The following is a 25,624-nucleotide window of genomic DNA, read 5'->3' as shown; positions in this document are numbered from 1 at the left end:
GAAGGAGGAGGGGGGAAGTCGCGCTGCAGGCGCGATCATTCCCCCCAGTCACTAGTCGCCAGTCACGAGTCTCCTTTACCGCCGCAGAGCCAAGAGTTCGTCAAGCAACTCCTGGACCGAGGTGATCACTCGGGCGCCGCCGCGGTATTGGGTGGAGGCGAGGATGAGCTCGATGAGGTTCTCGCCGATGTCGGTGTTGGAAAGTTCGACGGCGCCGGCGGTGACGTTGCCGATGCCGTTGGCCCCCGGGTCGCCTTGGATCGGCAAGCCCGAGTTGACCCCCGCAGCGAACAGGTTGTCGCCGACTTGCTCCAGACCGCCGTTGTTGGCGAATCGGGCCATGCGGATTTGTCCCAGATCGCGGCTGCTGCCGTTGGAGAAGACGCCCTGGATACGGCCCGTTTCGGTGATGATGAAGCTCGACAACGTACCGGCGGGGAAGCCGTCCTGTCGGCTGGCGCTGAGCTCGTTCGACGATTGGTCGAGGCCGCTGATCTGCGAGAAATCGAGCTTGAACTCCAACGGCGAAGCAGCCGGGGTGTTGACTCGGTTGATCGCGACGCGATCGTTCGACACGCTGCTGACTTGTCCCTTGCCGTCGGTCTTGACGATTCCGGTGCCGACGACCGTATCGTAGCCCGACTCGGGGTCGTTGTCGGCCGAGGTGGCGATCCATCGGAACGTGGCCTCGGTGCCGGTGGTCTGTTCCAGGACGGTCGTGATCCGCACGCTCAGCGGGCTGCCGAGACTGTCGTACACGACGAAGTCGGCCGAAGCGCCCTGGCCGTTAGCGGCCTGAGTCGAGCTGAACGTCAGCGGAATCGACGTGCGGATCCCGCTGGCGGGAGTCAACTGAAACGCGGAAAGATTGACGCTCAGCGCGTTTTCAATCCCCATGTTCGAGACGAACTGGAGCCGGCTGCCGGAGATTGTGCCGCCGTAGTTGATCGAGTCGGGAAACGAGTCCTCGGTCGCCGTCTTGACGACCCCCATCGTGTCTTCCATGAACGACAGCAGATCCTGAACCGTCGTCGTCGAGGTGATTTCGAACGTACGTTGGGCGAGATCGCGTCCCCCTTTGGTCCCGGTAAACTCCAGCGTCCCCTCTTGGAACAGATTCGAGTAGTTTGATCCGTTGCGCGCCACGACTTGCACTAGCGGCAGGCCGAACGAGATGCTCGGCCCTTCGAGATTGATTTGCGGCCCCGTCGAGATGACCGCGTCGGGCTTGCTGTCGATGTAGGACACGTCGCCGGAGAACGCCGCAATTTGGGACGGCGAGATCTGATCGACGAGATGGAACGTCTCGCTGCTGTTCCGTAGGTTGCGGTAGATTCGGATGCCGTCGAAGTCCGCCGTCGCCGGCTCCGGCAGGCTGTCGAGCCGGATGCGAGGGCTGGTGGTGGCGTCGGCGGTGACGGGGCCGAAGCGGGCCGTGGGCCGGCTCTCTTCGCCGCTGACCGAGTTATAGTACGTGACGTAATAACTGTACCCGCCGTTGTCGAGTCCCGTGTCGTTAAGCAACGTCGTCCCCGTCGCAGCGGAGTCGACGAAGACCGTCGTTCCCGTGGCGATTTGTCCGACTTGCGTGAAGTCCGTATTCGAACCGTCGTTGCGATAGATGCGAATCTGCGTGAACTCGCTTCCCGAGGCGGGTTGCGGGATGAACGCCAGATCGACCGTCGAGCCGGCTCCCACCGTCACGCTGCCGCTGACTCTCGACGCGGGCCCTTCGTTTCCGTCAGCATCGATGAACGTGACCTTGTAACTGTAGGTCCCCGCGGGCACGCTGCCGGGGGCGGCGCCGGCCGCGACGGTCGTCGATTCGGTCGGCCGCGACAACGCCGACCAGGTGGCCGTGTTGACCGGAATTTCCTTCGATCCGTCGCTGAGCACCGGGCTTTGAATGATCTCGGGGATCGTCCCGACGTCTCCCGCGGCGTTCAGTTTGCCGTCGAAGAAAACGTTCTCAGTCGCCTGGGCGACGGCCGCTTGCCCCAGCGGAATCTGGATCGCCTGCAGGCCGGTCGGTTGGATCTCGAAATTGTCGTCGACCCCGAACCCGAGCACGCGCTGACCGGTGGTCGTGACGATTTCGTTGTTCGAGTTCGTCTTGAACTGGCCGTTGCGGGTGTAGTATTGGCCGCCGTTGGAGCCCTGGACGATGAAGAACCCTTCGCCCTGAATCGCCAGGTCGAGCGGGTTCGAGCTGATCTCGATCGTCCCTTGGGTGAACTCGGGCGAGATCTCCGCGACCTTGACGCCCAGGCCGACCTGCCGCGGGTTGGTGCCGCCGCGACTGTCGGTCGGCGCCGAACCGATGGACTGCGTTTGCAGGAACTGCGTGGCGAAGTTGACCTTCGACTGCTTGAAGCCGACCGTGTTCGCATTGGCGACGTTATTGCCCGCGACGTCGATCGACGTCTCGGCGGCGTTCATCCCGGTGAGCGCCGTGCTCAAGGCGGATTGCAGACCCATGATTCTCTCTCCGAGTGAAGGGCGGGGGGCCCGGTATGCGTGCGACGGACGGCGATCCGCGCGATTATTGCGGCGGACGGATCTCGCCGACGTTTTTCAGACTGACGACGAACGTGCGGTTCGACTCGATGAGCTGCGGCGCCGCGGTGAGCACGGCTCCCGACAGCTCGCTCTTGCTCTTAGTGTCGAGGTAGGTGGATTGATTGACGTCGGCAATCGTGCCGACGAGTTGGAACGGCCCGGTTCCCCCCCCTTCGCGACGATAGACCTGCTTCACCGCGGCGCTCTTGGGAAGGTTGCTCAGCAAGATCGCCTGATCGACCCCCGCCTTGCCGTTCGTGGCGATCGACTTGCCCGGGACATTGGCGAGCGGGTCGACGCCGAAGGTCGTGCCGTTTTCCTGCCACGTGACGATGTATTCGTAGTCGCCGGCTTCGAGAGCGCCTTCGTCGCCGACCGCCTTGGCCTGTGGGTCGAGATCGAGATGGAGCTTCGGCACGCCGCCCGTGACCGACACTCGCGAGACGACTCCGGTGACTCGTTGCGAGTCGTCGGAGATCGCATCGATCTCGGCGCCGATGAGATTCGTGGCGCTGGAGATGTTTTGTCCCAACAGCACCGCATCGAGCGTCTTCGTCAGGTTATCGGTCGAGGCGATCTGCCGAATTTGGCCGATCTGACCAATCAGCTCTTCGTTGTCGAGCGGGTTGAGCGGGTCCTGATTCTGCAACTCCGCGATCATCAACTTCAAGAAGTCGTCGACGTTCACGGCATTGAGGGTGGATCGCTCGCCGAAGGGCTCGCTGGTCGAGGCGGCAGTCGTCGTGACGCGAGACATGGCGGGTGAGGGGAGTGAGTGGTGACTGGTGATGGAGACAACTGGCGCGAACGGCAACTAGATTCTGACGTCCAAACCGTCCGTGGCGTGCGGGGCAGCGGGGAGCGGCGCGGAAGCGTCGGTCGGGGGGCGCGATTCGCGGCGGGGGACGTCGGGGCGCGGGGGGCGCTCGCCCGAGTCGTTCGCATCGCGCCACGGAGTCTGGCCGTCGCTCGGGGCTTGCTGGCCGTTGCCGTCGCGCCGGACGTCGACGTCGAACCGTTCGACGCGGATGTTCTGCTCGGCCAGCCGGTCGCGAAGCGCCGGCAAGTTGTCAAGCAGCAGGTTCCGGGCCGTCGTGGTCTCGGCCTCGATCGACGCGTGCATGACCCCCTGCTGGACCTTGAGTTCAATCCTCAACGAGCCGAGTTCGGGGGGACTGAGCCGGACGCGGACCTGTCCGTCGCGCCCCTCGGCCGTGCGGATGGCGCCGCTGACGCGCTGGACGAACCGGGCACGATCGACTCCCGCCGCGTCCCCAGCCGGCGAGTCGTTCTTGGCGAGGTGAGCGGCTCGCGGGGCGCCGATGCGGTCGAGCGTCGACGGGCTCCGCGAATCGCCGACGGCCGTCGCCGAGTTCGGTGCAATCGGCGCCGGTGCGGTCGACTGCTCGGCCGACGGGGCGGGTTCGGCCGCCGCGTTCGCCGCGTCCTCGGGCGGGGCGTCATCACTCGCGCTCGCTTCGTCCGAATCCGCCGAGGATGCGCCCTTGTCGCGCTTGGTCGAGGCGACTGGTTCCGAATCGACCGGGGGATCGTTCTCGCCGTCGGCGGCGACGTCCGCATCCGAGGAGGCAGCGAACTGGTTCGGCGACTCGTTCACGTCCGATTGCGGGAGTTGCTCCGCGGTGTGTGCGGCGTTCGCCGCGGGCGCGGACTGGTCCTCGGCAGCCTCCGCAGCGAGTGCGGGAGACTTCGTCGACTCGCCTTGCGCGTTCCGCTCGCCGATAGCGGGTACGGGGGACGCGAGCGCGTCGACGACCTCGGCAGCGAGCGGACTCTTCGGAGCGTCTTCTGCGGCAACCGCGTTCTCGGCGAGGGGATCCTCGCCGTCAGTTGCCGGCTCACGGTCCGCGGCGAAATCGGCTTGCGGCGTTTCAGCAAGCTCCGCGGGGATCGCGTCGTTCGGTTTCGTCGCCATCGGCGATTCCGCCTCGTTTGCAGGAGGCACGGTCGTAACAGCTTCCTCGGAGACGAACTCGACTGGTTCGTCGACGAGATGCGCAACGAGACTCGCCGCGGCGGACGCCTCGGCGGCAAGCAATGACGCCCCATCGCCGGCGCTGGCCGCATCGACCGCTGCCGTCGCGGCGTCGTCGACTTCGGCCGTTGCGGAGGCTTCGGGGGGGCTCGGCGCGACGGAGGCGTCGCTCAATCCGGTCTTGCGGGGCAATGCCGACGAGTTCGCTCGCTCCGGCCTGGGGCGAGCCGACTCGGCTCGATCGTCTTGCTGCTCGGTTCGCAGGGGAGACGAAGAGCGTTCGCCGGGGGAGGCCGCCTTGCGAAGGGCGGCTCCGAAACGGGGCTCGCCGACGCTGCGCAACGGCTCGGGACGCACCGGCGGAGCGAGTTGCGCAAGGGGATCGATGACGGGCGCGGACATGCGTAAGGGCCTCCTGGCCGGCGATTATTTCTCTTGATCCTTGAGCGCCTTCAGGGCTTCGATCTTTTCGTCGATGAACACTTTCGTCGGGTCGTTGGAAAGCATCGCCCGCTGGACTTGGTACAGTTGGTCGAGGTCCTCGGGCTGGTCGAACGCCTTGAGCACTTCCTCGCGGCTCCGCTTCTTCAGCAGATTGAGAATGACGATCACCTCGTCGATCCGCTTGTCGTCGATGTACTTCTTGAGAATCGGCTTAGCCTGCTTCTTGGCCGAGAACCCTTCGATCTGCTCTTTGACCCGTTGCATCGCCTGATCGGCGACGAGGCTGTTCTGCTGCTGCAGGAACTGGTTCACCTCGTCCTTGAGCAGCGAGTACTCGCGGGTGGCGATTGTCAGCCGGGCAAGCTGGTAATCGAACTGCGTCAACGAGGACTCGAGTTGCTTGCGCATGGCGTCGAAATGGAGAGCTGCCGCGTCGAGTTGCTTCTGTTTCTGTTCGTACGAGGGCTCTTCCTCGGGCACGACAGGGGTCGCTTCCTTGTCAAGCTCTTGCTGGATCTTGTCGAGGTCGACCCCGTGCAGCAGGGCGGCGATGCGGAACTTGGTTTCGTCGTCGAGCCGGCCTGACTTGGCGAGGTAACTGTAGGCAAGCGCAGCCGTGACGACGGTGCCGACGCACAGGTACGCGATGAACGGGAAGAGGACGCGCGTGATCAGGCCCATGGATCAACCGCTCCCCGCCGCTGGCCGGCGATTTCGTCCATGAGTTTGCCGTCAAGTCGCGACTCTTCGAGGAAGTATTCCGCCCGTTGACGTTCCTCAAGCTTGTCAAGGACGCGGACCTGGCGGTCGGCCTCGACCACGGCTTGGCGGCGTCGCTCGATCTCGACGGCAAGTTGGCGCGATTGATCGGCAAGAGCCGTCCGACGACCCTGCAGCAACAGCGCGTACCGTTCCGCTTCGAGCAGTTGGGTGACGCTCGGCTTCGATTGCTGAACGATCGCCCGCTGCGTGCTCCGCAGCCCTGCGGCCTCGGCATCGATTCCGGCGCGCTGCTGCTGGAGGATCTGTTCGGCCTCGAGCGCCTCGGCCAACCGGGCGCGCAGCTCGTCGCGATGCTGCTCGCGGAGTCGGCGGAGAACGGCAAGGCGAAAGCGGAACATGAAGCGGAGGGGCCAGAGGCGAGAGGTCGGAAGTCGGGTTGAAATACGTCAGGCGTTCGCACCGTCGTCAACGACGGCTCCGGGCAGATTTGATTTCATCAACGCGTGGGTTATTCAGAAGTCCAAAACGCCAGTTCGTCGGCTACGGTTTCTTCGTCGTATTGCCTGGAACTTGCTGATTGGCCGCCAGGGCCCCCCCGCCGACGACTCGACCCGGGGCTTGGCAGCGCGCCGCGAGGATCCGTACGGCAGTCAGCAGGTCGTCCAGAGCTTGCGTTTCGTCAATTTCCTGCCGCAACAGCGCGTGGATCGCGTCGCGGTGTTCGATGGCCAGATCGAGCTTCGGGTTGGCGCCTTTGCGATAGGCCCCGATCGTGACCAAGTCTTCATTCTCGGCGTAAACGGCGAGGAGCTCGCGCAGCGTTTGGGCGGCGCGGCGTTGTTCGGGACTCGACAGGTCGTGGAACAACCGGCTGATGCTCTTGAGGACGTCGATCGCGGGAAAGTGCCCGCGCTGGGCGAGTCGCCGCGACAGCCAGATATGCCCGTCGAGCAACCCGCGGACCGTGTCGGCGATCGGTTCGTTTTCGTCGTCCCCCTCGACCAGCACGGAGTAGAACCCCGTGATGCTGCCGCGGACGGTGCGCCCGGCTCGCTCGACCAGCCGAGGGAGCATCGCGAACGTCGAGGGAGGAAAGCCGCGCGTGGTCGGCGGTTCGCCGGCCGACAGGCCGATTTCGCGCTGGGCGAGCGCAAACCGCGTCACCGAGTCCATGATCAACAGCACGTTCTTGCCGGCGTCGCGGAAGTACTCGGCGACGGCGGTGGCGGCGTAGGCGGCCTGCACTCGCAGCAGGGCGGGCTCGTTGCTGGTCGCCACGACGACGACGCTGCGGGCGAGCCCCTCCGGCCCCAGATCGCGTTGGATGAATTCGTTGAGCTCGCGGCCGCGTTCGCCAATCAGGGCGATCACCGCGACGTCGGCCTGGGTATTGCGGGCCATCATGCCCATGAGCACGCTCTTGCCGACGCCCGAGCCGGCGAAGATCCCCAGCCGCTGTCCTTGGCCGCAGGTCAGCAGCCCGTCGATCGCCTTGACGCCGGTCGCCAGCGGGGCGTCGATCCGCGGGCGTTCGGTGGCGAGCACGACCTCGCGGACCAGCGGAAAGCGTTCGCGCAGCATCGGCTGCGGGCGACCGTCGATGCATCGTCCGCGCGCGTCGATCACGCGCCCCAACAGGCCAGGGCCGATCTTGATGGTGCGCGTGGTGCGAACCAACTTCACAGGCGCTCCGCGGCGAACGCCGTCGAGTTCTCCCAGCGGCATGACGAGCGTATGCTCGTCGCGAAAGCCGACGACCTCGGCGTCGATCGCGCCGCCGTCCTGGCGAGCGATCTGCACCTGCGCCCCCACGGGCGCCGGCATCCCCGCGACCGCGACGGTCAGTCCGACCGTCTGCGCCACGCTGCCGGTGAGCCCGGCGACGAGAGCGGAGTCGAGTTGCGGAGCGAATGGGGACATGGAGAGAGGCAACTGCGGTTAGGCGACTTGTGGCTAGAAATTATCAACTGGCGACTTGTGACCGGCGTTCGTATTGCACGACCTGCCGCCGCCAGCCGTCAACTGTTCGGCTGGCTCCCGCCGCCTAGTTCCTCGACCAATCGATCGAGTTGCGTCTGGAGCCGTTCGTCGACGACGCCGAATTCGGTGACGACGCGGCAACCGCCGGGGGCGACCGTCTCGTCGGCGACGATCCGCATCGTGGCCGTCGGGGCGAAGATCGTTGCCAGTTGCTCCACTTGCCCGCGGATCGTGTCGAGATCTCCCGGGGCGAGTTGCACGGTGATCTCTCCGGCGCCGGCGGCCAGTTCGAGCGCCTCGCGGACCCAGGCGAGCGAGATCGCGGGATCGGCGGCCAACTCGCGGCGGACGATTCGCTCGGCCATGGCCCGAGCCAAGCCGATCGCCTGAGCTTCCCACCATCGCTGCCAGTCGTGACGGGCGTCGGCGAGTTCCTGGGCCGCGGTCTGCAAGGCGGGGATCAGCGTCTGCATTCGCTGGCCCACCTTCTGGTCGAGCACCTTCATCGCGGCCTGCTCGGCAGCGCGACGGCCATTGGCTTCGGCCTCGGCGCGGATCGCGTCGGCCGCGGCTTGGGCTTCGGCGATCAGCTTGTGCGTCTCGACCCGAACCTCCGAGACGTAATCGTCGGCCTGGGCGGTCATATCCGCGAGACTGAACGCCACGCCGCGGGTCGCCTGGCCCGAAGCCCGGGAATCGGCGGCGGATTTGATGATCGTGGCCATGAGCGCTGCTGGCGTGAAGTGACTAGGCTGCCAAGCGGGTCAAAGGAGCGACCGGCGACGGAGCCGCGGCGAGCACGGCCCGCTGCGCGGCGACGAATTCGGCGAGCGTCGCCGGACCGATCTCGGCGACGCGACGTCGCAGCGCCGCCGCCTGTCGTCGCGGCAGTCGCGCGGCCAAGCGGTTCAGGAGCTCGTTGCCCGAAGCGGCCAGCGCCAACCGAGCCGTGCGATCGTCGACTCGGCCCAGCGCCGCGGCGATCTGGCTGGCGTCGAGCCTCAGAAGGGCGGCGGTGATCTCGCTCGGAGGGAGTTCGTCAGGGACGGTTTCCTCGGCGATGCGACTCTCGTTCGTTTCAAGGGCGCCTTCGCGACGTCGCTCGCGGCGCGGCAAACGCACCGCGGTGCGCAATCGATCGCGCAATCGGTTCAGGCGTCCCTCGGAGGCGGAAGCTGGCGGGACTGCGGTCGGGAACGTATCTCGTCCGGCCGCGAGATCCTGCTCCGAGGCGATCGACGCCTGCGTGCCGCCGTCGCAGGGGCGGCTGAGGCGGGCCAAGAGCGCCGCTCGCCGATCGGGCGGCGTCTTCGCGAGCATCTTCATCGCCAAGGCGCCGCCGGCGGCCATCCGCGCTTGCCGCTGCTGGCGGTCTTCCAACCGGCGGGCGAGTTGCTGTTCAATTTCCGTGAGAATCTCCGCGTCGGCCGCGTCGAGGTTCGCCAGCCGATCGACCGTTTCGGTCTGCAGTTCGGGGGCGAGCAGGGCGAACACGGCGCTGGCCTGCTCCTCGTCGAGCCGCGTCAACACGAGCGCCACCGTCTGCGGATGTTCGCTGGCGAGCAAATTGGCGATCTCGGTCGGTTCGGCCCGATCGAGCGGTCCGCGGCGCGTCGATGTTCGCAGGGCGAGCATCGTCGCCGGCTTCAGCGCGGCTGCTTCCGACTCGGCGGAGAACTCGGCCTCGACCCCGTCAATTCGCTCCGACGAGCCCGAGTCGCTCGTCGCCGCAAACGTCTCGCGACGCACGACGGCGCCCCGAAACTCGGCGAGCACCTGCTCGCGTTCGTCGGGGTCAATCTCGTTCAGCCGCTGGAGCTGCTCCTCGACCCGGCGGCCATCGGCCGGGGACAACTGGGCCAACAGTTGATCGGCCAACGGGCTGTCGAGGCTCGCCACGAGAATGGCGACCTTGCGGAGTCGATCGGAGGCGTGAGAGGCGACGGGCACGGGAGCGACTGGCGGTTAGTGATTGGCGACGAACAACTGACGGCTGACTAACTGGCGTTGCCGATCCAGCCGCGGAGGATGGCGGCGGCGGCGTCGGGGTCTTCGCGGACGATCTCGAGGAGGTCGTCCTTCAGACTGGGCCCCTTCTTCAACTTGAGCTTCGGGCGATCGCTGAGCTCGCTGCGCTCGTCCTGCCGAGCGGTCGAACTCCCTTTGGCGCCAAGACTGGACGCGGCCGATTCGGCCAACAAGGCCGGGGTTCCGTACGCGGTGACCGACTCGGAGGGGGGAATCGACTTGACCATCGACCGGAGCATGACAAGGCTCACCAGCGCGAGCCCGGCCATCAGCAGCGTGTTCATGTTCGCCGCCGCCCAGAACAGAGCCGAAGTCGCAGCCGACGGGGGGGCGATCGCGTCCGGCGTAAGCGATTGGAAGAAGTGGACGTTGACGTCCGAGAAAGTCGACTTGGCGAGCTCTTTCGGCAACAGCGGGGCAACGACCCCTTTGATGCTGTCTTCGACCTTGCCTTGGATCGGGTCGAGATCCTCGTTGACCGGGCGATAGTCGGGGCCCTTGTCGGGATTCCGTTCGCGCCAGACAAGTTCGAGATAGTCGCTGGGGATTGCAATCGCCACGCGGACGTGCTTGGGGACGAGTCCCGCTTCCTTGAGGAGTTTCTCGGTCGTCGGAACGAAGTTCTCGACGTCGTCGTGCTCGTTCTTGACGCTGTTTTCGCTCTTGGCGACCGCTTCGTCGCCGCCGGTGCGGCCCGGGCCGTTGGCGCGGGGGCCCACCGGACCGCGGTCCTCGACGCGGTTGTTGGCGACCTCCTCGGCCCGCTTGGTCTGGCGGATCGGCACGCCGTCGCTGGGAGCGGAGATTTCACGGGATTCCGAGCCGAGCACCGGGTCGAGTTCGGCGTTCACTTGCACGCGCAAGCCCGGGATGTCGGCCAGGAGGTCCTTGACCCCGTCGCGGAGCCGTTCCTCGTAGGCGATGCGGGTCGAGTAGTAGGGATCGTCGAAGTTGGCCGCCGGCGAGGCCCCGCTACCGTTGGCGCGCGAGCCGCCGGAGAGGTCGAGCACCGTGACCTGATCGGGCTTGAGCCCCGCGATGGCCCCCGCGACCGCTTTGCGAATCATATTGACCTGATGCGGGCCGAACGCCGAATTGCCGGCCGGCTGGACGCTGACCGTGGCGGTGATCTGCTCCTTTTCGAATCCGCGGCCGGCGCGGACGTCGTACAGCACTTTGGCGTCCTCGACCCCCTCCATCATCTTGACGATCATCGAGAGCTGGCGCTCGCGGGCGGCTTTCCACTGTTGTTTGCGAGTCGCGTCTGAAAGCAGCGGGCTTGAATCGAGCGTGTCTTGCAGCAGCGTGTCGAAGTTGGTCGGCAGGGCGCCTTCGTTGGCGACCGCCGCGAGATAGGCGGCCTTCTGCCCGCGGGGAACCCGGAACCGATTGCCGACCCGGTCGTAACCCGAGAGCCCCGACTTGGCGATCGCCGCCTCAATGCGATTCGCCTCGGCGGTCTGCAGGAAGTCGCCGTTGAACAGGTAATCGTCCGCCCCGGCCCCGTGCGACTGGACGAGGTACCCGAGGCTGACGACGATCACCCCCAACAAGAGCGCAGAGGTGATCCGCGCCGCGGGGGACATCGACAGGAACAGCTCGCGAACCTGGGCGACGGCTTGGTTGATCGCATCCATGGGCGAAAGTCTTGTGTCGGAAGTCTTGAGGTCTGAGGCCGGAGTCTTGAGACGCTTGATCGGGGGAGTCGTCTGGCTCCCCGTCGCCAATCACCCTGCTAAACTCTGATGTCCTTGATCTCCTGATACGCCGCCATCACTTTGTTGCGCATCTGGAGCATCAGTCGGAAGCCGAGGTCGGCTTTTTGGACGGCGGTCAGCACTTCGGCCGGGTCGACGTCGCCGCCGGTCATCAGCGACTCGACTGCTTTGTCGGCCTGCAATTGCATCGAGTTCACGTCGTTGATCGACTCCATCAGCATTTGCTTGAAGTCGACTCCGTCGGGGCGCGCGGCGTTCGGCCCCGCCGGCGGCAACGGCAGCGAAGACCGAGCTGTGCTGAGGCCTTGGATCGGGTTCATGGGCGAACGTGACGGGTGAGTTGCGGCAGTTCCTTGCGGCAGCCAACGGACGACTACGCCAGGATCTGCAGGGACCGGGCGGCCATGTCTTTGGTGATCTCCATGACGCCGATGTTCGCTTCGTAGGCGCGGGTCGCCTCCAAGGCGTCGACGAATTCGGTCGTCATGTCGACGTTCGGGTAGGCGACGTACCCGGCGGCGTTGGCGTCGGGGTGGCCCGGTTCGTACTTCATGCGGGGGGGCGTGTTCGCGTATTCAACCGAGCCGACCTGCACGCCGACGCCGCCGCCGCTCGTGGCAAGCTGTTCGTCTGTCTGAAAGGTGACGTACCTCGGCACGTAGGGGTCGGGCTGACCGAACTCGTTGCGAGTCGTCGACATGTTCGCGAGATTCGAAGTGATCGCGTTGAGCCGCGTGCGCTGCGCCACCAGGGCGCTGGTGCTGACGTCGAGGGCGCCGAGCATGGACGACTCCTGTTCTTGTTCGGGCGGACGACCACGGAGGCACGGAGATCACGCGGAACGGGAATTGCCTTCGGCCGGCGTCGGCCGCTGGCGAATTCGCTTTTCTGTTGACGGTCTCGCGCCTTTCGCGCCTGCGTGGTTGCCGTGGCTACGGCAGTGGACGGATTGCTTACAGTCGCTCGCTGACGATCGTTCGCAGCAGACGGTGCTGCTGGTTCATGATCGTCAGGGCGAGATTGTGCTGCGCCTGGTTCTTGGCGATCTCGGTCACTTGGCGTTCGAGGCTCGTGTCGTTGTCGTCGTGGCGGAGCATGCCCTGCATGTCGCCGCGGATCTTGTCGTAGTTGGCTTGCAGGCCGCTGGGGCGCGTGCGGTCGGCCGAAGTCGTTCGGGGCATGAGCCCGGCAAGGTGCGCGTTGTACTCGAGCGTCGACGGTTCGCGGGGACGCGACGAATCGACCGCGGCTCGCAGCCGCTCGCGAAACGCCTCAGGCGAGAGGTCGCGGGCGCGATATCCCGGCGTGTCGACGTTGGCGATGTTTCCCGCGAGCACGCCGTGACGCGCTTGCGTGAAGCTGATCACCTGTTCGAGCAGGGGGATCGTCGACGTTTCTAAAAGCGATGTGAGCATGGCAGGCGAAACTTCTATAAACTCCCGGCGATTCCCGCCAGAGCGGTCGCGCGACAACCGGGCAATGCAACGAGCATGCCGGGGCGGGGGAGAGTGGAGAAGCTCGGCAATTGCGCGAATCGGGCGCTGCTGGCGCACAGCGGTGCGGCAAGACTTGCCGATCGGAGGGGCGGGCTAGCGGCAAAAATTGCCGATCGCGTTCGTCGGCGCCGCGGCGAAGTCGCGCTGCCGAGGGGCGTAGCCGTACAATCGCAGCTTGCCGCTGAGGGTCCGCACGCCGATCCCCAGCGCCTCGGCCGCCTTGGCCCGGTGGCCGTCGAAATGTTCCAGCGTGGCGACGATCAGCGCCCGCTCGACCTCGTCCAATCGGGCGCCGACTGGCAGGCTCGCCGCAGCGTCGGCCGGATCGAGCTGCGTGGACGCGGCGGGACGAGTTTCGCGGACCGCGTCGGGCTGCTGCAGCCAGGGGCGAATCTCCGCGGCGACGATCGGCTCGCCGGCGTTCAGCACGCACGCCCGGGTGACGATGTTTTCCAGCTCTCGGACGTTGCCGGGCCAGTGGTAGGCCGAGAGCAGTTCGCGGGCGTCGTCGGCCAGGACGAATCCCTCCCGCTTGAGCCGTCGCGATGCGCGCAGCAGGAAGTGATCGGCAAGCAACTGCACGTCGTCTCCGCGCTCCCGCAGCGGGGGGAGCCGCAGCGGCACGACCGCCAGCCGATAGTACAGGTCCTCGCGAAACCGTCCCGCGGCGACCTCGGTCGGAAGATCGCGGTTCGTGCAGGCGACGACCCGCACGTCGGCGGCGATCGTCTCGCTGGAGCCGACCCGCTCGAACGAGCGCTCCTGCAGAACGCGCAACAGCTTGGCCTGGAGCGGCAGATCGATCTCGGTGATTTCGTCGAGCAGGAGCGTTCCTCCCTTGGCCGCTTCGAACCGACCGACGCGGTCGGCGTCGGCGCCGGTGAACGCGCCGCGGCGGTGGCCGAACAGCTCGCTCTCGGCCAACTGGGGCGACAGGGCCGGACAGTTAAGACTCACCAGCGGCCCGGCCGCGCGGCGACTGGCCGCGTGGATCGCGCGGGCGACCAATTCCTTGCCGGCTCCGCTTTCGCCGCAGACGAGCACCGTCTCGTCGGTCGGGGCGACTTGCAGGATGCGGGTTCGCAGTTCGCGCATCGCGGCGCTGCCGCCGACCATCCCCAGGGCGTCGTCGCCGCTTGGTCCCTCGGGCTCTGCGCCGCCGAGAAGCCGCTTGCGATTGAGGGCCCGGCCGACGAGGTCTTCCAGTTGCAGTGCGTTGAACGGTTTTTCCAAATAGTCGAACGCCCCGTGGCGCATCGCCTCGACAGCCGATTCGATCGACGCGTGGGCGGTAACCATGATCGCCTGCACGCCGAGGCGCCGGCGGTTGATCTCGCGGATGAACTCCAGGCCGTCCATTCCCGGCATTTGCAGATCGGTGACGACGACGTCGAAATCGCCCGCGGTCAGTTCCGGCAGGGCTTCGACCGCGCTGGCCAGGCCCCGCACCTCGTACCCCGCGCAGCGCAGCACATCGCTCACCGACTCGCGGGCCGGGGCGTGGTCGTCGACCACCAGCACGCGGCCGAGCGAACGGGCGGAAGCGGGGCGCGTCATGCGGCGGCTCGTTGGGCGCGACGGGGGAGTTCGATCGTGAACGCGGCGCCCCCGTCGGGACAGTTGAGCGCCGTGACCCGGCCGCCGTGCGCCTCGGCGATCCGTTGCACGATCGCCAGCCCCAGCCCCGTGCCATGGTCCTTGGTCGTGAAGAACGGGTCGAAGACGCGCAGCTTGTGCTCCTGGGGGAGCCCCGGACCGCTGTCGGCGACTTCGACCTCGAACCCGTTGGGCCCGTCGTAGGAGGTGATCACCAAATCGCCGCCGCGGGGCATCACGTCGATCGCGTTGAGCGCCAGGTTGAGGATCGCCCGGCGGAGCATCTCGCGATCGGCGGTGACGGTCGAGTAGGGGGGGACGTCGATCGAGGCCTCGATCCCCTGGGCCTCGAGCTGCGGACCGATCGACTCGCAAATCTCGTCGACCAAGTCGCGGACAATGAAGGTGGACCACCGCGGTTCGCGGTGAGCGGTAAAGTTGAGCAGGTCGTTCACGGTCGAATCCAGGTTGGCGAAACCTGCCTCCGCCTTGGCGAGGATGTCGAGACTGCCGGCGTCCCCATCCAAGCGGCGACGCAGCAGGCTCAGGTACAACGTGACGGGAACCAAGCTGTTGCGAACCTCATGGGCGATGTGCGACGCCATGCGGCCGATGTCGGCGAGGCGGTTTTGACGGGCCAACTCGCGGTTCTTCGCCTCGAGCTCGTCGGTGAGCCGGGCGACCTCGGCTTGCAGCGTTTCGTGAGTTCGCTGCAGCCGCTCGGTGGCGTCGTTCCACGCGGCAAGGATGCACGCGAGACTCGGTTCGCCCGGCGGCAGTTCGAGGCCTGGGTCGCGCTGGTCGGGATCGTCGCCGGTGTACAGTTTCATGGGTCGCGGCCGGGGCGCAAGGAGCGGTTCGACCCGGGGAATACTAAACTGGCGACTGAGCGTCCAGGCCGGCTGCCGGCGCCGGCAGAGGCACGTGGGGCGCCGGGACGCCGCCGGTCGAGCGCGCATGGCTCGCGGCCAAGTACGCCGACCGGGCCCGGCTGGCGGCGTTGAAGGACTGCAACTGCTGGCCGACCGCGTCGCGGCGCTCGGTCATCGCCGCCTCGTTCCGGGCTTCGAGTTCCATGACCCGGGCCAGCAAGGTCCGGCACTCCTCCGCTTCGGCCGCGCACGCCGCCCGGGCCGCGGGGGATTCCCAGACGCGAGCATCGGGGTCCTCGCCGTGGAACGGCGCCAGCAGCTTCTCGATCGCCTGCAGCGCCGTGATGAGCTGCGACTTGGCCGACAACAGCCGCAACACGGGCGTAATCTCGCCCTGGGCGATGAACTCGGCCTGCTGTTGGCCGACGTCGAGCAGTTGCGCAAGACAACGCAGCCGCTTGTTGACCAGATCGGCGAGGGTTCTTGTCGATGACATGGGCGCTACGTTCGTGAAAGGAGGCCGAGGCTCACCACCCCGTCATCTGATCCAGCAGCAATTCCCACTGCTGCCGGCTGAAGTTGGTGCTGGCGAGGAAGTTGGCGTCGGCCGGGAGCGCGGCGAGCAGTTGTTGAGCCTGGACGATCGCCAGCCGAGCCTTGACCGGCTCGTCGAGCCGCCGCAGACAACTGGCGATTTGCACTTGGATTTCCAGCACGAACGGGTCGTTCTGGTACAGCGACGAGAGCCCCGAGTACGCCTCGCGGGCCTCGTCGAACCGCCGCAGGTCGAACAGCACGGCCCCGCGCATCATGTAGCAGTTCCGCAGCAGCATCTTCAGCAACGGGTCGTGATCGCCGCCGCCGGCCAAGGTGATCGATCGTTGAACGTCGCCGTAAGTGGCCAGCGCCCGCTCCAGATAGTCGTTCATCGCGACCCGATTCTTCTGCCGTTCGTTCTCGGTCTTGGCCTCGCGCATCCGTCGGGCCGGGGCCTCGGAGGCGCGGTGATTCGAGCGGGCGATCGTGTAGTTGGCCAGCAGCGTCTCGCTGTGTTCGGGGTAGCGAAGGACCGCCTCTTCGATTTCGCGGATCGCGTCGTCGTAGCGGGCGGTCTGGTAGTAGAGCCGGCCGAGTTCGAACTTCGAGTCGCGCCATTCGGGGCTGGTCGGCATCAGGTTGTCGCCCGTCAGGTTGGTCCACAGCAGCCGCTCCGCCTCGTCGTACTTGCCGAGCTCGCGATGCGCCCGGGCCGATTCGAGCCGGGCTTGGAACACCGCGTCGCTGCGGGGATACGTCACGATGCATTCGTCGAGCGCTTCGACGGCGAGCGAATGTTGGCTCACGGCAATGTGAGACTGTCCCAGCCGCAACAGCGCAAGGGCGTTGCGGCTGCGCGATTCGTGCTGGAGATACTCCTGGTACACCCGGGCCGCGCTGGTGTAGCTTTGCCCGGCGAAGTAGTTTTCGGCGGCTTGCCACAGGTCGTCGGGAAATTCGCGCTGCGAGAAACGCAGTCGCGCCAAGTCCTCGAAGGCCCGCCCCGCGATGCGATAGTGGCGACGCCCTTCGCGCTGGTCGTCCGCGATGCGCCACCGGTCGCCGGCGGCCCGGGGCGCCAACAGCGCAGCGCCCCAGCGGGCTTCAGTGACGGCCTGCAGCTCGACGATCTCGGTGCGACTGAACAGGTCGCGAAACATGTCCAGCATCGCGACGGCGTCTTCGTAGCGACCGACGTCGACGAAATCCTGCTGCGCAGCCAGAAGCCGCTTGCGAAGATCGGCCAGCGTGATCAGCGGGTTGACGAAGGCGGAGGGCGGAGGCGCCAACTCCAGCAACGACTGGTAGCTGGCCAACGCGTGCTCGAAGTCGCGCTTGTCGCGGTACGTTTCCGCCGCCCCGAGCATCGCGGCGAGTCCCTCCGCCGTGTCGCCGTAGAGTTTGCCGAGTCGCTGGTACTGAGCCAACGCTTCGGCGGCTTGGCCGCGAGCGGCGTAGCAGCGCCCGAGCCAATACATCGTCTCGCGCGAGACGGCTGTTCCCCCAGGGTCCGCTTCAAGCGCCTCGCGGAGCCGGGCATCGGCCTCGTCCAGCAGGGGACCTCGCTGGGGGGCGTCGGCGGCGAGCGACTCGGCCTCGACCAGCCGAATTCGTCCGGACAGCAGTTCACGCTCGGCCTTGCGTTCCGGCTGGTCGCCGGCGAGACCGAGGGCGTGGCGCGCCGGATCGGGGCGATTCAACCGCAGCAAGACGTTCGTCAGCCGGAACACCGTGTCGCCGCGCAGCTCGGGGGCCAGCGCTGCATCGTCAAGCATGTGCTGCAAATGGGCGAGCGCCCGCTGCAGGTCCGGATCGGACCGGTCAAGATACGCTGTGGCCAATAGCGAATGGATTTCGGTGCGAGGCATGTCGGGCGACTGGATTGCCGATTCCAGCAAATCGATCCCCGCGGTCGATTGGTGCCCCATGATGAGGCTGCGGCCGAGCAGATACTGGAGCTTCGCTTCGCGATCGGCGGGGATCCCCAGAGAGCGCGCTTTTTGCAAATAGCGGGCGGCCACGGCGTGCATGGCGCGGCGCCGTTCAGGCGAAAACTCGTCGTCAGCCTCGTCCGCTTTGAGGGCGCCCATGACGAACAGCGCCGTGCCGAACTTGTCGGCCTCGGCGTACTGCTGCAGTCGACCGGCGATCTGCCGGGCGTCCTCGAATTGATTGGCGTCGTACGCGGTCAACAGGGCTTCGACGGTGGCCTGCGACCCGGCGTCGACCGCCAGTCGGACAAGATAACTCCACGCCGCGAGCGACACGGCGATCAGGGTGACCCCGCCGCTCGCCGCCACGATCATGTTGCGGCGGCTGGCGCGCGACCAGGCGACGAACTTCGCCGCTGCGTCGCCGGCACGGGCGCGCAGCGAAGGCTTGGCCGGGGTCGGCTCGGCGGGAGCGGCAATTTCGGGGGCGTCGGGCACGGGGGCGGTCCTTCGACCAAGCCTGCGCAGCAGCGACCGGCGTCGGCGCGCCGCGAGCGACAGGCGGAATCGCGCGGGCTTGTAACCCACGACCGCCCGAGGCGTCAACTGACAAGTTGGCTCCGCCTCCGCGTGCTAGCTTTGCTCGCCCTCGGGATTCGGCCCGCGGAGGGCCCGGCCGACGACGTCGGGGCGACGCAAGGCGTAGCCGATCCACGCCACGACCCCCACGAGCGGGGGCATGAAGTACGGGTCTCCCACGCGCACGTGCGTGGCCGTCGCCCCGCCGAGATAGCCGGTCACGAGAATCGCCCCGATGAACGACGTTTGCGGGATGAAGTAGAGGACGGCGACCACGATCTCCAGCACCCCGATCTTCTTGATCAATTCGATCGACTAGCCGATGTGCTGAAACAGGTCCTCCTTCCCCTCCCAGTCGACGAACTTCCCGGCGGCGCTGGGACCGATCAGGAAGAAGGTCGTCAATCCGCAGAGAATCCAACCGGCGAGACGCTGTTTGTTCATGGCAAGACCTACGAGCGGGAGCGAGCGGCCAACGCGGCGCGATTGTAACGGGCGTCGAACCTCGGGGCGACGCGAAAAATTGCCCGGCGTCGGCGGCTCAGTCGCAGTTGCACGGCCTGTTTGCGGCGTCAGGCCTCGCTCCCCAGTTTGCGGTCCATGGCAGAGGCAATGCGACGACACTCGCCCATCATTTGCTCGAACTGGGCGAAGTTGAGCGTCTGGTAGCCGTCGCTCATCGCCTTGTCGGGGTTGGGGTGAACCTCGACGATCAGGCCGTCGGCGCCCGCGGCAATCGACGCCCGCGCCAGCGCCGGCACGAGCGCCGTGTGCCCGGTGCCGTGGCTGGGGTCCATGACGACCGGCAGGTGGGTGCGCTGCTGGACGTACGGGGCCGAGGCCAGAGGGAGCGTGAACCGGGTGTGAGTCTCGAACGTGCGAATCCCGCGCTCGCAAAGCATGACGTTCGGATTGCCCCCGTCGAGGATGTACTCGGCCGCCAGCAGCCATTCGTCGACCGTGGCGCTGGGACCGCGCTTGAGAAGCACGGGGCGATCGACCTTGCCGACCGCTTCGAGCAGCCGGTAATTCTGCATGTTACGGGCGCCGATCTGCAGGACGTCGGCGTAGCGGGCCACGAGGTCGACGTCCTCGGTGGCGACCACCTCGGTCACGACGGCCAACCCCGTCTCGGCACGGGCCGTCGCGAGCATCTGGAGCCCCTCCTCCTTGAGTCCCTGGAAGCTGTACGGACTGGTGCGCGGCTTGAAGGCCCCGCCGCGGAGCGCCGAGCCGCCGGCCGCCTTGACAGCTCGGGCCGTAACGACGATTTGCTCTTCGCTTTCGACGGAACAGGGTCCGGCGATGACGCCGACCGTGCCGTTGCCTACCGCAAGACTGCCGGCCCGCACCGTCGTGCTCTCGGGCTTGAGCTCCCGGCTGGCAAGTTTGTACGGCGCGAGGATCGGCAGCACCTCGTCGACCCCGGGGCCGCTCTCCAGCGAGCTGATCCCCGCGACTCGCTCCTCGCCGATCGCGGCGATCACGGTTCGTTCGGTCCCCGTGAGGACGACGGGCTTGAGGCCCAGTTGTTCGACGTGAACGGTCATGTCTTGGATCTCCTCGGCGGTGGCCGAGCGCTTCATGACGATGATCATGAGTGGGTTCTCCGGTATTGAGCCGCCGGCCTCTGACCGGCGGCTCAATGGGTGCTGACCCGGGGGTCGACTGGGACAAGAAAAAAGCCCCGGGAACCGCAAGGGCGCCCGGGGCTTGGTGGTCGTCGTCATCTGCTCGCAAGCGTTACGCACAACCTCCGGCCCTGCCGCCCGGGCAGGTGTAGGTAAACCAGAAGCTGCGGTAAAACGCGTGAGCCATGTTCCCTATTGTCGGCACGATTCCTGGGAAAAGCAAGTGAAAATCTCGCCGCCTAACTCGCGCTCGCCGCGGGTTCCTTCGCCGCCGGTTTTGACGGCATCGCTTTGCGGTCGGCGGGGAGCGACTCGGATACGCCCGGCACCTCGTCGGCGCCGACGGGGACGTGGATGCTCGAATTCTTGAAGGCGTCCCCCACGGGCTCGAACCGTCCCCCCAGGTGCTCGGCGAGGAACGCCTCGGTCACCGCGTTGAACGACATCCGGTTCTCTTCCCCCGCAAAGCCGTGCCCCTCGTCGGGGTAGAGGACGTAGGTCACCGGGATTAGCTTTGCTTGCATCGCGTCGACGATCTGGTCGGCTTCGAGTTGCGTGACCCGCGGGTCGTTGGCTCCTTGGCCGATGAGCAGCGGTCGCTTGATCTCGTCGACCTGGGCAAGCGGCGACCGCGCAAGGAGCTCGGCCCGTCCCGCCTCGGTCGAGACGTCGCCGACGCGGAGTTTCATCACGGGCATGAACGTAGCCCAGTACGGCGGGATGTTCTCCATGAGCGTCACCAAACTCGACGGCCCGACGACGTCGACCCCGCAGGCGAACGTCTCGGGGGTGAAGGTCAAGCCGACGAGCGTCGCGTAGCCGCCGTAGCTGCCCCCCATAATGCAAACCTTGTCGCGCCGGGCGATGCCTTGCTCGACGGCCCACTCGACGGCGTCGACGAGGTCGTCGTGCATCTTGCCGGCCCACTCGCCGTTGGCGGCGTTGACGAAGTTCTTGCCGAACCCTGTCGAACCGCGGTAATTGACGCTCAGCACGGCGTAGCCGCGATTGGCGAGCCACTGGTGCGTGGAGTTGAAACCCCAGTCGTCGCGGGCCCAGGGGCCCCCGTGCACGTCGAGCACCATCGGCACGGCCTCGGCGGGGACGCCGTCGCCGTCGGGGTCGCTCCCCGGGGGGAGGGTCAGATAGCTGACCAGTTCCAGTCCGTCGCGCGACGAGATAAGCGGGGCGTGCATCTTGGCCCAGGGATAGCCTTCCATGTCGTCGCGGCTGGCGAACAGGAATCGGGCCTTCTTCGCCGGGCGATCGTACAGGTAGAACTTCAGCGGCCCGTCGTCGAGGATGTACGCGACAGTCCACTTGTCGTCGGCCAGCGTGCGGCTGGTGACGATCAGTTCGCCGTCTTCAACCGTTTCTAGGTACTCGAGATCGTCGCGGATCGACTCGTCGAGGATCTGCCACTCGCGGCGGGAATAGGTGAAGCCGACCGCCTGGATCGTATGCTTGGTCGGGTGGGCGATAATTTCGCCGACGTCGGCCTTGGCGTTCTCGGCCAGCAGTTTGATTTCATCGGTCTTCAGGTTCCACGCGAACAAGGCGCCGGTGTTCCGCTCGCGGCTGTCCTGGAAGTACAGGACGTCCCCCGATTTGTCGAATCCCGCGGGTCCGGTAGTCGTCGCGTCCTCGGCGCCGATGCGCAGGAACTCCTCCCATCCGGTCTGCCCGTCGTCCCCCGCGGCCGGCTTGAGCATGAGTTGCTCTGCCTGGGGGGTGAACGTGACCGCGAACCGCACACGAAAGTCGTCGTCGGTCACGAAACCGGCGAAGCCCTCCTTGTTCTCCTGGACGAGCGTCCGCTCGCCGCTGACGAGGTCGACGCGGTAGACGTCGTGAAACCGCGGGTCGCGATCGTTGAGCCCAACGAGAATTTCGGCGGGGAACTTCTCGCTGACGCCTTCGATGACCGCGTGCACGGCTGGGAGCGGGGTGAGGTCCTTCGTCTCGCCGGTGGCGACGTTCGTGGCGTACACGTGCCAGTTCTCGTCCCCCGCCTTGTCTTGCGAGTAGAGGATGTGCTCGCCGGTGTAGGCCCAGCGATGGCCGCGGATATCGCGCAGCTTGTCGTCGGTCACCTGCTTGGCGGCAGCGAGGTCGTCGACGGGAGCGACCCAAACGTTCAGGATGCCGTCAACCGGCGCCAGGAAGCTGATCCATTTGCCGTTGGGGCTGACCCGCGCGGAGGCCTTCTGAGGATTGCCGAACAGGACGCTGCGGGGGATCAAGGTCGGTTCCTCGGCGCGGGCGAAGGGGAGGGCGAGAACAACAGCGGCGGCGACCGGCAGGATGCGCCGGGCCGCGGAACGAACGTGTCGAGTCATACGGGGATCCGTCTCCAACGAAGTCGTAAACAGCGGCGGTTCCGAACGGGCGATCGCCGACAAGGTCGCCCCATTCTTCCCGACCCGCCTCTCCGCGGCAACATGGATGCGGGGCCGTACGAGGCCCGACCGGATCACGAATCGAGCAGCGGTCCCGCCGGGCCTGTCCGCTGGCGGCGAGAATTGTTGATCGCAATTACTTTGTCGTCGCACGCAGAGCCCGCGGAGAAACAGGCAAGTCGTCCGAGCGGCCGGGGTCGCAGCACAGCCCCCAGGGAGTCCATGGGGATCTCGCCCCGTTCGCGCCGACGCATACTCTCGGGGGGAAAACGTAGGGGCTTCCCAAACTCCTCCGCGAAATCTGCTTGTCTGCGTAAGAATCCCCAGGCATGGAGCGGCAGGAGCAGGCCCGGAGTTTGCCGTGTGCGGGCGCCGAAGCTATCGTGGCGACGTGTTGCTTTTTCCCGTTGCGGGACTGCCATGTCGGGCGAGTTGCTGCCAGCCGTTGCCGCGGAGCCGAACAGGGGCGGAGTCTATCGCCCGCTGGTCGCGACGGCGCTGGCCGTCGCGGCGGGCGTGGTCGTCGATCGCCTGGGGGAAGCGTCGGCGTCGGCTGGCATGCGGGCGGCGTTCGCGGGGAGCGCGACAACGATCCTGCTCGTCTTGGCCACGAGTCTGAAACGAGTTGGGAAACAACCGGCAATCTGGTGCTTGTTGGCCGCGCTGGCCGGCACGGGCGCGGTGCGCCACGCGATTGGTTGGTCGCTTGCCAGGAGCGACGACCTCGCGCGGTTCGCCCGGGTCGAATCGCAACCGGCCTGCCTGCGTGCCGTTCTCGTTGACTCGCCGCGGATCGCGCCGCCTCCGGCAAACTCGCTGTTGCGCGCCTTGCCGCAGGGTCATTCCAGCGAAGCGACGATCGCGATCACGGCGATTCGCGACGGCGTCGTCTGGCGTCCTGCCAGCGGCAGGTGCCGGCTGCGCGTCGCGGGGCAATTGCTTCACGCCGATGCCGGAGACGCGGTGCTGTTGTACGCGCGGATCGCCCGCCCGGGGCCGCCGCTCAATCCGGGGCAGTACGATTGGGGCGCGGCGGAACGGATCGCAGGGCGGCTCGCCGAGGCGTATTGTCGCGACCCTCAGTGCGTAATCGTCGAACGTCCTGCGGCGAAGTCAGCCGTTGCGGCATGGGGGGCGAGCCTGCGGCGCGCGAGCGAGAACTCGCTGCGGTCCGCGGTGGGGCCGAGGCAAGGCGACTTGGCCGCGGCGGTCATTTTCGGCGCCCGCGAACGCCTGCCCGACAAAACGACCGAGGCGTTCCTGCGGACCGGGACGATTCACCTGATGGTCGTGTCGGGGTTGCACGCGGGGATGCTGGCCGCGATGGCATGGGGGGTGCTGCGGTTGGCCGGCTGCGGCGAGCGAGCCCGCGTCGCGGGGACGCTTACGGCGCTAGGTGCGTACGTGCTGGCAGTCGGGCCGCAGGCGCCAGTCGTTCGCGCGAGCGTGCTGGTGGCGGCGTGGCTGGCGGCGACGACCCTGGGACGCCGGGCATCGGCGGTGAACGTGCTCGCCGCGGCGGCGCTGGCGATCCTGGCGATGAATCCGGCCGAGGCCTTTCGCACGGGGACCCAGTTGAGCTTCGTGAGCGTCGCGACGCTGGTCGGCGCGAGCGGCGTCGTAGCGCGACGATCGCGTCGGACGCCGCTGCAAGATCTGCTCGCCGAGGTCCGGCCGTGGTGGGAACGATGGGGCAGGGGGGCGTTGCGAGCGCTGGCGGTCGGTTCGTTGGCGTCGACCGCCGTGTGGATCGTCGCGGGGCCGCTCGTCGCGGCGAAATTCCACATCGTCACCGTCGGCGGAGTCATGCTGACGCCGTTCTTGATGCCGCTGGTCTCGGCGGCGATGGGTGCCGGGCTGATGGCGACGACGTTGGGGTGGGTCTCGCCCGCGCTCGCCGCGATTCCGGGGGCGATCTGTGCGGGGTGCCTCGCCCTCGTGCAGCGGGCGATCGAGCGGGCCGACGCTTGGTCGTGGAGCCACGCCTATACAGCCGGGCCGAGCGATTGGTGGCTCGTGGGGTGGTATGTGCTGGGGGGAATCGGGATCCTGACGGCGCCCCGGGCCGGCAAGCTGCCGCGGATGATCGTCGCGGCGGCGCTGTGGGGAATCTGCGGATTCGGCGCCGCCGAGATGGGGCGGCGCGCCGGCGATCAACTCGAATGCACCTTTCTGGCCGTGGGGCACGGGACGTGCGTCGTCATGGAACTCCCCGGCGGGCAGACCGTGTTGTACGACGCGGGGAGTCTCAACTCGCCGGAGAGCACCGGGCGGACGATCGCGCAGTACTTATGGAATCGCGGCATTCGTCGCATCGACGCAATCGTCTTGTCGCACGCCGACGTCGACCACTACAACGCCGTACCGACCTTGCTGGAACTGATGCCGATCGACGCGGTCTACGTCTCCCCCATGATGTTCGACCCCGTGGCGACCGACGGCCGGCTGCAGGCGCCGGACTACTTGCGCGAGCAGATCAAACTGCACGGGGCGCCGCTGCGGGAGGTGTGGATGGGAGACAAGCTGCGGCTGGCCGATCCGCGCGCGGCGATCGACATCCTCTTCCCGCCGCGAGAAGGGGTCTACGGTCGCGACAACGCCAACAGCATTCTGTTGTCGGTCGAGTTTGCCGGACGGCGGGTGCTGCTGCCAGGGGACCTCGAATCGCCGGGGATCGAACTGGTCATGGCCGACCCGCCGGTCGACTGCGACGTGCTGCTTGCGCCCCACCACGGCAGTGCCGCAAGCGACCCGCCAGGGTTTGCGGCGTGGTGCACCCCCGAGTGGGTCGTGTTCAGCGGCGGCGACGCGGAGCGAACCGCGGCGGTCGATCGGACGTATCAACGGGCAGGGGCCGTGGTGCTCCACACGGCCGCGTCGGGAGCGGTTCGATTTTCACTCTCGGCCGAAGGGGTCAAAGTCGCCCCGACCGTAAGGCCTTTCCACGATCGGGCCCCGACCGCTCCCGAGGACGACTTTACTGAGACGCCATCTCAATAGCGGCGTCCGCTTGGGCTAGTATCCGGCCGAGCAATCTCGTATCTTGGGACACTCCCAAAAAGTCAGGAATCGCTGGAAATACCGACCTTTGCACTCGCGGTTCAGCGTTTCGAATGGCAAGCGGCAACCGGGTTC

20 protein-coding genes are annotated in these 25,624 nt (G+C 66.9%); 1 reads left to right on the top strand and 19 read right to left on the bottom strand.

Translation table 11 applies throughout. The annotated features are described in order from the left end of the window. Positions 1–75 precede the first annotated feature (75 nt). The 19 genes from KF688_01550 to KF688_01460 form a co-directional block, all read right to left on the bottom strand. On the bottom strand, positions 76–2,478 hold the full coding sequence (locus KF688_01550) for a flagellar hook-basal body complex protein (GenBank protein MBX3424340.1): 2,403 nt from the start codon (positions 2,476–2,478) through the stop codon (positions 76–78). A gap of 64 nt (positions 2,479–2,542) precedes the next feature. Next, complete coding sequence (locus tag KF688_01545) at positions 2,543–3,316, bottom strand: hypothetical protein (GenBank protein ID MBX3424339.1); 774 nt, start codon at positions 3,314–3,316, stop codon at positions 2,543–2,545. A 57-nt stretch (positions 3,317–3,373) separates the two neighbouring features. Next, positions 3,374–4,957 carry a flagellar hook-length control protein FliK gene (locus tag KF688_01540; protein ID MBX3424338.1) on the bottom strand — a complete coding sequence of 528 codons (1,584 nt, stop codon included), beginning with the start codon at positions 4,955–4,957 and terminating at the stop codon, positions 3,374–3,376. Between the two features lie 24 nt (positions 4,958–4,981). Next, positions 4,982–5,680, bottom strand: a complete 699-nt coding sequence (locus KF688_01535) for a hypothetical protein (GenBank protein ID MBX3424337.1) — start codon at positions 5,678–5,680, stop codon at positions 4,982–4,984. Then, entirely contained in the window at positions 5,671–6,120 is a 450-nt protein-coding gene (gene fliJ / locus KF688_01530; protein ID MBX3424336.1) for a flagellar export protein FliJ, read from the bottom strand. The genes KF688_01535 and fliJ overlap by 10 nt, the downstream gene beginning before the upstream one ends. A 142-nt stretch (positions 6,121–6,262) precedes the next feature. Then, entirely contained in the window at positions 6,263–7,642 is a 1,380-nt protein-coding gene (locus KF688_01525) for a FliI/YscN family ATPase (protein ID MBX3424335.1), read from the bottom strand. A 98-nt stretch (positions 7,643–7,740) separates the two neighbouring features. Continuing rightward, on the bottom strand, positions 7,741–8,427 hold the full coding sequence (locus KF688_01520) for a hypothetical protein (GenBank protein MBX3424334.1): 687 nt from the start codon (positions 8,425–8,427) through the stop codon (positions 7,741–7,743). Between the two features lie 22 nt (positions 8,428–8,449). Continuing rightward, positions 8,450–9,652 (bottom strand): hypothetical protein, encoded by a 1,203-nt coding sequence (locus tag KF688_01515; GenBank protein ID MBX3424333.1) that lies wholly within the window; start codon positions 9,650–9,652, stop codon positions 8,450–8,452. A gap of 47 nt (positions 9,653–9,699) precedes the next feature. Beyond that, a complete protein-coding gene (locus KF688_01510; GenBank protein MBX3424332.1) occupies positions 9,700–11,367 on the bottom strand; it encodes a hypothetical protein in 1,668 nt (555 codons plus the stop codon). Between the two features lie 98 nt (positions 11,368–11,465). Next, the gene (fliE, locus tag KF688_01505; protein ID MBX3424331.1) at positions 11,466–11,768 is read right to left on the bottom strand and encodes a flagellar hook-basal body complex protein FliE; all 303 of its coding nucleotides are present in this window, start codon (positions 11,766–11,768) and stop codon (positions 11,466–11,468) included. A 53-nt stretch (positions 11,769–11,821) separates the two neighbouring features. Further along, complete coding sequence (gene flgC, locus KF688_01500) at positions 11,822–12,232, bottom strand: flagellar basal body rod protein FlgC (GenBank protein MBX3424330.1); 411 nt, start codon at positions 12,230–12,232, stop codon at positions 11,822–11,824. Positions 12,233–12,401: 169 nt separating this feature from the next. Beyond that, positions 12,402–12,863 (bottom strand): flagellar basal body rod protein FlgB, encoded by a 462-nt coding sequence (locus KF688_01495; protein MBX3424329.1) that lies wholly within the window; start codon positions 12,861–12,863, stop codon positions 12,402–12,404. Between the two features lie 174 nt (positions 12,864–13,037). Further along, complete coding sequence (locus tag KF688_01490) at positions 13,038–14,501, bottom strand: sigma-54-dependent Fis family transcriptional regulator (GenBank protein ID MBX3424328.1); 1,464 nt, start codon at positions 14,499–14,501, stop codon at positions 13,038–13,040. Beyond that, a complete protein-coding gene (locus KF688_01485) occupies positions 14,498–15,370 on the bottom strand; it encodes a HAMP domain-containing histidine kinase (GenBank protein MBX3424327.1) in 873 nt (290 codons plus the stop codon). The genes KF688_01490 and KF688_01485 overlap by 4 nt, the downstream gene beginning before the upstream one ends. Positions 15,371–15,413: 43 nt before the next feature. Beyond that, a complete protein-coding gene (gene flgN / locus KF688_01480; protein MBX3424326.1) occupies positions 15,414–15,908 on the bottom strand; it encodes a flagellar export chaperone FlgN in 495 nt (164 codons plus the stop codon). Positions 15,909–15,939: 31 nt separating this feature from the next. Continuing rightward, positions 15,940–18,378: a tetratricopeptide repeat protein gene (locus tag KF688_01475; GenBank protein MBX3424325.1), complete on the bottom strand. Its 2,439-nt coding sequence runs from the start codon at positions 18,376–18,378 to the stop codon at positions 15,940–15,942. Between the two features lie 135 nt (positions 18,379–18,513). Next, positions 18,514–18,771, bottom strand: coding sequence for a DoxX family protein (locus tag KF688_01470; protein ID MBX3424324.1), 258 nt, complete (start codon positions 18,769–18,771; stop codon positions 18,514–18,516). Between the two features lie 260 nt (positions 18,772–19,031). Then, entirely contained in the window at positions 19,032–20,057 is a 1,026-nt protein-coding gene (gene aroF / locus KF688_01465) for a 3-deoxy-7-phosphoheptulonate synthase (protein MBX3424323.1), read from the bottom strand. 272 nt (positions 20,058–20,329) lie between these two features. Next, entirely contained in the window at positions 20,330–22,429 is a 2,100-nt protein-coding gene (locus KF688_01460; GenBank protein MBX3424322.1) for a S9 family peptidase, read from the bottom strand. 480 nt (positions 22,430–22,909) lie between these two features. On the opposite strand from KF688_01460, the gene KF688_01455 reads away from it, so the two are divergent. Further along, complete coding sequence (locus KF688_01455) at positions 22,910–25,489, top strand: ComEC/Rec2 family competence protein (protein ID MBX3424321.1); 2,580 nt, start codon at positions 22,910–22,912, stop codon at positions 25,487–25,489. The last annotated feature ends 135 nt before the right edge of the window (positions 25,490–25,624 follow it).

The sequence above is a fragment of the Pirellulales bacterium genome (assembly GCA_019636345.1).
Classification (GTDB): Bacteria; Planctomycetota; Planctomycetia; order Pirellulales; family Lacipirellulaceae.
The sequence above is the reverse complement of the archived record's forward strand: the minus strand, read 5'-3'. Positions and strand labels throughout refer to the sequence as shown.

What these genes read in the sequence shown, in the direction of transcription:
- flgC (MBX3424330.1), bottom strand. Translation starts at nt 12,232, where the DNA reads ATGCTCGGCGCCCTCGACGTCAGCACCAGCGCCCTGGTGGCGCAGCGC.
- fliE (MBX3424331.1), bottom strand. Translation starts at nt 11,768, where the DNA reads ATGAACCCGATCCAAGGCCTCAGCACAGCTCGGTCTTCGCTGCCGTTG.
- KF688_01460 (MBX3424322.1), bottom strand. Translation starts at nt 22,429, where the DNA reads ATGACTCGACACGTTCGTTCCGCGGCCCGGCGCATCCTGCCGGTCGCC.
- KF688_01550 (MBX3424340.1), bottom strand. Translation starts at nt 2,478, where the DNA reads ATGGGTCTGCAATCCGCCTTGAGCACGGCGCTCACCGGGATGAACGCC.
- KF688_01520 (MBX3424334.1), bottom strand. Translation starts at nt 8,427, where the DNA reads ATGGCCACGATCATCAAATCCGCCGCCGATTCCCGGGCTTCGGGCCAG.
- aroF (MBX3424323.1), bottom strand. Translation starts at nt 20,057, where the DNA reads ATGATCATCGTCATGAAGCGCTCGGCCACCGCCGAGGAGATCCAAGAC.
- KF688_01490 (MBX3424328.1), bottom strand. Translation starts at nt 14,501, where the DNA reads ATGACGCGCCCCGCTTCCGCCCGTTCGCTCGGCCGCGTGCTGGTGGTC.
- KF688_01540 (MBX3424338.1), bottom strand. Translation starts at nt 4,957, where the DNA reads ATGTCCGCGCCCGTCATCGATCCCCTTGCGCAACTCGCTCCGCCGGTG.
- flgN (MBX3424326.1), bottom strand. Translation starts at nt 15,908, where the DNA reads ATGTCATCGACAAGAACCCTCGCCGATCTGGTCAACAAGCGGCTGCGT.
- KF688_01455 (MBX3424321.1), top strand. Translation starts at nt 22,910, where the DNA reads ATGTCGGGCGAGTTGCTGCCAGCCGTTGCCGCGGAGCCGAACAGGGGC.
- KF688_01510 (MBX3424332.1), bottom strand. Translation starts at nt 11,367, where the DNA reads ATGGATGCGATCAACCAAGCCGTCGCCCAGGTTCGCGAGCTGTTCCTG.
- KF688_01495 (MBX3424329.1), bottom strand. Translation starts at nt 12,863, where the DNA reads ATGCTCACATCGCTTTTAGAAACGTCGACGATCCCCCTGCTCGAACAG.
- KF688_01545 (MBX3424339.1), bottom strand. Translation starts at nt 3,316, where the DNA reads ATGTCTCGCGTCACGACGACTGCCGCCTCGACCAGCGAGCCCTTCGGC.
- fliJ (MBX3424336.1), bottom strand. Translation starts at nt 6,120, where the DNA reads ATGTTCCGCTTTCGCCTTGCCGTTCTCCGCCGACTCCGCGAGCAGCAT.
- KF688_01525 (MBX3424335.1), bottom strand. Translation starts at nt 7,642, where the DNA reads ATGTCCCCATTCGCTCCGCAACTCGACTCCGCTCTCGTCGCCGGGCTC.
- KF688_01485 (MBX3424327.1), bottom strand. Translation starts at nt 15,370, where the DNA reads ATGAAACTGTACACCGGCGACGATCCCGACCAGCGCGACCCAGGCCTC.
- KF688_01535 (MBX3424337.1), bottom strand. Translation starts at nt 5,680, where the DNA reads ATGGGCCTGATCACGCGCGTCCTCTTCCCGTTCATCGCGTACCTGTGC.